The 4,859-nt window shown below is 63.0% G+C and carries 3 protein-coding genes and 3 pseudogenes; all 6 read right to left on the reverse strand.

Annotated features, from left to right (window positions below; all coding sequences use genetic code 11):
* On the reverse strand, positions 1 to 681 hold a 681-nt coding region (gene istA, locus JSE7799_RS05680), incomplete at its 3' end, for an IS21 family transposase (RefSeq protein ID WP_144431576.1).
* Positions 682 to 900: 219 nt separating this feature from the next.
* The gene (locus JSE7799_RS05685) at positions 901 to 1,179 is read right to left on the reverse strand and encodes a hypothetical protein (protein ID WP_503089879.1); all 279 of its coding nucleotides are present in this window, start codon (positions 1,177 to 1,179) and stop codon (positions 901 to 903) included.
* A 3-nt stretch (positions 1,180 to 1,182) separates the two neighbouring features.
* Positions 1,183 to 1,332: pseudogene (locus JSE7799_RS22550) on the reverse strand (DUF3987 domain-containing protein); the annotation flags it as partial.
* Between the two features lie 179 nt (positions 1,333 to 1,511).
* Positions 1,512 to 2,182 (reverse strand): annotated as a pseudogene (locus JSE7799_RS20915) (IS5 family transposase); the annotation flags it as partial.
* Positions 2,183 to 2,185: 3 nt separating this feature from the next.
* Positions 2,186 to 3,151: pseudogene (locus tag JSE7799_RS20920) on the reverse strand (IS481 family transposase); the annotation flags it as partial.
* A gap of 473 nt (positions 3,152 to 3,624) precedes the next feature.
* Positions 3,625 to 4,758, reverse strand: a complete 1,134-nt coding sequence (locus tag JSE7799_RS05695) for an IS4 family transposase (protein WP_442354837.1) — start codon at positions 4,756 to 4,758, stop codon at positions 3,625 to 3,627.
* Positions 4,759 to 4,859 lie beyond the last annotated feature (101 nt).

A 4,859-nucleotide genomic window follows, 5' to 3' on the forward strand; every position in this document is an offset into this window, starting at 1 on the left:
TCCGGGCCGCCCGTAGCGGTCGCGGAACAGGTAATGCGACAGGAACCCGCTGAAGAGCGTGGCCCGCTGACGCGTCCCGTCCGGCAGGATCTTCGCAACCAGACAGCGGTCGTTGTCGTAGAGGACCGATGCGGGCACCTTGCCAAAGAACGCGAAGGCGTGGACGTGGCCATCAATCCAGGCTTCCGCTGTCGCCGCGGGATAAGCGCGCACAAAGCAGGCATCGCTGTGCGGCAGGTCCATGACGAAGAAATGCGCCTTCTGCTCGACGCCGTCGATGATGACCACCGCCTCGCCAAAGTCGGCCTGGGCATGACCGGGCGGATGCGCCAGCGGCACGAACATCTCTCGGCCGCGCCGCTCGCGCTCCCGCATGTAGTCCTTCACGATCGTATAGCCGCCGGCGAAACCATGCTCATCGCGGAGCCGTTCGAACAACCGCTTCGCCGTGTGCCGCTGCTTGCGATGGACCTCGCGATCGCCATCCAGCCAGCCGTCGATGATCCCGGTGAACCCGTCCAGCTTCGGCCGCTTCACGGGCGCCGTTCGCCGGTATCCTGGAGGAATCGAGAACGCCAACATCTTCTGAACGCTGTCGCGCGAAATCCCGAAGTGATACGCCGCCGCCCGCTGGCTCATGCCCTCCGCACAGGCCAATCGCACCTTACGATACAAGTCCACGGTGAAAATCCTCCCGCCCTCCCTGCCGCCAGAGAGGGTAAAGGTGGACGACTTTTACGCCGCCCGCAGCAGGCTCATCCCGCCGCTACCGTGGCAGACTTTTGCACCGCCGTTCTCACAGCCTACTGCGAATCCCGCGAACTCTGCGATTCCCGCAGGTCAGAGGCTTCGAGTCCGGGACGCGGAGCGCCACAGGCGCATGCCGACGAGGGGTGCGCTTCATGTCACGTCGCCGGTCCCCCGCACTGCGGTCCAAGCCGCGTTGCGTGCTTTCCCTCGCACCACCGTTCCATTCGCCAGCGGAACAAGCCATCCGTGCTTTCCGAGAAATGACAGCGCCGCATGCGCCTTTACCGCCTCGCGCAGAGAGTTCGGTCCCCTGTTTTTCACCTCTGCGTTTGTCACGTCCGGATGCGGCCAAGCTTCGACAAGCCACCGGCGCAAGGCCTCAGCTTGACTGGTTTCCGCCGATACCGTCGCCGCACTGTCGAGGCGCATTGCCTCAGAAAGGTAGAAGCGCGCCAAGGTGATCGCGTCGGCCATGTCTCGGGGATCAACCTCACGGGCTTGCAGATTGCGCCAGCGTGTCAGCACGGCCGCTATACGCGCCGCCTGTTCTGCCGCCTTTGATGCCGTGCCGGTGTACTGGCGAGTTCGCGCCCCTTCGCCTGTGTCCCTCTATGGCGCCCCAGAAGCTCCCGCGCGCCGCTTGAAAGGGCTAGGCCCGCTCTCGTCGCCCGGCTATCCTCCTGGTTTGACGTCATGGGCCCTCATGGGGCGTTGTTGCGCTAATCCAGTAGAGGGCGGAGGATCCTCTCACCTTTAGGGCTTCAGGCAACGGCCTCGGTCTCGGCGGTGCCGAGCGTTTAACCGGTTCATGATGGCGATGCGGATATGGATTTCTGCGGTCCGGCGGTCGGGATCTCGTGACATGATCCGCTCGCCGAAGGTCTTGAGGCAGTTCATCCGAGCCTCGACCCGGCTTCGGACGTGATAGCCCGCCCATCGTTTCCAGAGCGCCCGGCCCAGATGACGCGTGGGGCGCAGGATCTCATTGCGGGCGATCGCTGCCGGACAATCCTCCTTCCAGGCGCGCCCGTTGCGGCGGATGGATATGACCGCATCGGCGTCCCGCCGGATGACAGCTGCGTGGCACCGCCTCGTGTCATAGGCGCCATGCGCGGTGACCGTGGCAATCTCTTCATCCTCTGGTCATCCTCTGGAATTTGCGACAGCAGCTCCGGCAGCAAGGGGCTGTCGTCCTGGCGGCTCGAGGTGAACTCGACCGCCCGGATGTTCCCGGTCTGCGTGTCCATGGCGATATGGACCTTTCGCCATTGTCTCCGGCGGGATGGACCATGTTTGCGCGCCTGCCATTCGCCATCGCCACGGAACTTCACCCCAGTGCTGTCCACTGCCCGGCAGGGCATTGCGCAGCAATGTCCCGAGAGGGGATCAGCAGATTCAGGGGCGCACCCGAGCGACGAAACGGGATCTGCACCGCGTCACATCCCGGAAGGTAGTATGGCTGTTTCTTGAACAGCTCTGGCTTGATTTTGTGCCAGTCCTTCATGGCCTGCAAGGGCGCCTTGCTGGCCAACGCTGATTGCGGGAGCTGCTGGTTGTAGAGCCAGACGTATCGGTGGAGCGTGGTCTCCAGGTCCTCGCCTGATCGGAAATGGTGGCTCTGCAGGACCTCTTCGATCCGGCCGTTGAAGCGCTCGACCATTCCGTTGGTCTGCGGCGACTTCGGCGGGGTCAGGCGGTGGTCGATGTCGAGGGCGGCGCAAAGCGCGTCGAACGCGTGCTCTCCCGTGGCAGTCCGCTTGCGCAGGCCGAAAAGGCGGTCGGTGAACTCCTTGCCATTGTCGGTGAGAATGGTGCGGATGCGGATCGGGCAGGCGCGCTCCAGATCGCGCAGGAAGCGCCGTGCGTTGGCCGCGGTCTTTGCCGGGAAGACACGGATGAAGACCCATCGGGTCGCCCGGTCGATGGCCACGAAGAGGTAACGGCGGCGGGTCTCATCGGCCATTTGCGGCAGGTATTTCACGTCGATGTGGAGGTAGCCCGGCTCGTAGGCCTTGAAGGCGCTGTGCTTCGGCTTGGCCGCCTTGGTCTTCAGGTCGCGCAGGTTCCCCACGCCATGCCGGCGCAGGCAGCGGTCCAGCCCCGAGCGCGAGGCGTTCGGGTTCAGGAACTCCCGCACAACCGCCAGCAGATCATCCAGCGACACCAGCAGCGCCTTTCGCAGGGCCACCGCGACGGCCTCCTGCGGTGGTGTCAGCGTCGTCTGGAGCCTGTGCGGCGTGTGGCTGCGATCCGCGACGCTGTCGCGCTTGCGCCACTTGTAAACGGTCTGCTCCGTTATGCCGAAGCGCTCGGCCAGGACCGGAGCAGGCTCCGTGCTCGCCTGGATCGCCGCCCGCACCTTCGGCGTGGTCGTGGCCTGCTTGTGAAGATGTATCAGCATGGTCGTGCCCCGTCTCGAAGGTCCCTCAGAACCGATCTTGCCATGAAGAGCGCGGATCGTCGCGGGGAAAGGTGATCATCCGGGACGGAACAGCTACCATGCAGCCCGTGAAGCCGCCCTGCCGACCACTGAAGCCCGGCCAATGTCATCCAGTTATTCGAAAGCAAGACCCCCATGGATCAGCAGGGCGACGTCATTGGTCTAAGGGTTCCATCCCCGTACATGTGTTCTCAAACGGTCGTTTTGCCCCTTCCCACAAGGCTCCATCACGTCAGCAAACTGGTTCAAACAGAACCTCCGAGCGAAACCTGAATGGCTTCGGCACATTCGCGGCTAACTGCAGGAACTGACGCTCGCTGCGTCCCGACGAACTGATAGAAGTGGGCTGATGCTGTTGAAAATCTCCGGGCTTGATCGGGGCAAAGGCTTCTGATTCCCTTGAATTATAGGGATTTGGAGGCAGTGCGATCACACTACACGACTCCGCAGGGCTTTCGTGCTTCTGGGTTGATCCTCTGCCACGACGCGATGGCGTCGAGGGGATCGGATCTGAGGCGGCTTCGGATGTGGTCGAAGCCGGTTCGAAACCAGGATCTGGCGTAGTGGCCGTGGCTTTTGCGCGGCGGCGCGCGCTTGCCGAGAAGGTCTGCGGCGGCGCGACCGGCCCAGGCAAGGGCAAGCGCGACAAGGGACATGAGCAGAGCGAGTTTGCGTGGATCGGTGAGACGTGTGTCCTCGAGGTTGAGGCCACGCGTCTTGGCATCGCCGAACAGACATTCGATCGCCCAACGTTTGCGGTAGGTTTCGAGCGCGGTGCGCGGCGCGACGTTGGTAACCACGATCAACCACTCTCCCTTGAGCGGCTTGGCCGCGACGTTCAGGAGCGGCGTATTGCTGGCGGCTGCGTCCTCGCGTGTGCCGAGGCGGGCGCGAAAAGCCCGGCCACGGCGGGCCAGGCGCAGCCTTGCGCGCAAGGTAAGGTCGTGACCGTCCTCGGTCGTAATGCGAAGATTTTCCCTTACGCGGATAGCAAAGGGGATATTGTTTTTACTAAGAAATTCCATCCATCCTGCGCCGACAAACTCGCGATCGGCAAGCAGCAGACGGATGGTCGTCGCGGGAAAATTCGCGAGATATCGCTCCATCAGGGCGATGCGCATGTCGGTGTCGGAACACCCGCGGCCTTCGATCAGGCTCCAGACCAGGGGGACGCGGAAACGACGGGTGACGACTGCGAGCACGAGAAAGTTCACCTCGGTCTTGCCGATCTGCCAGTTGGTGCGGTCGAGCGCGAGCAGCCACGATTTGTTCAGGCCCAACAGCCGGACCAGAAGCGGGAGCGACCAGTCCTCGTCGAGATGGACGTGCTGGAAGAAGCGTTGCAACCGACGGTATGTTGACGAGGTCAGGGCCGATCCCGGTCGTTCGCAGGCAAGATGGCCGAGGTTCACGCTGCGCGCGCTGACCATGCCGATGACGATCATGCAAAGCGTCTCCAGACGGCTCTTGCTCAAGTCGAGATCTGGACGCAGNATATTCGTGAGGGCGGAGATGGCGTGGTGAAGCATCGGACGTTTCCTTGGTCGGAGTCGTCCAGTTGAATCCATCCAGCCGCCCTCAGCCAGCACTGTGTCGTGTAGTGTGGAATCTTTGGCGTCGATAACCAAAAAATACAGAGTTTCAGACGGTTACGCCACCTCCGCCGCCT

Origin of the sequence: Jannaschia seosinensis, from assembly GCF_001408515.1 — a bacterium.
Classification (GTDB): Bacteria; Pseudomonadota; Alphaproteobacteria; order Rhodobacterales; family Rhodobacteraceae; genus Jannaschia; species Jannaschia seosinensis.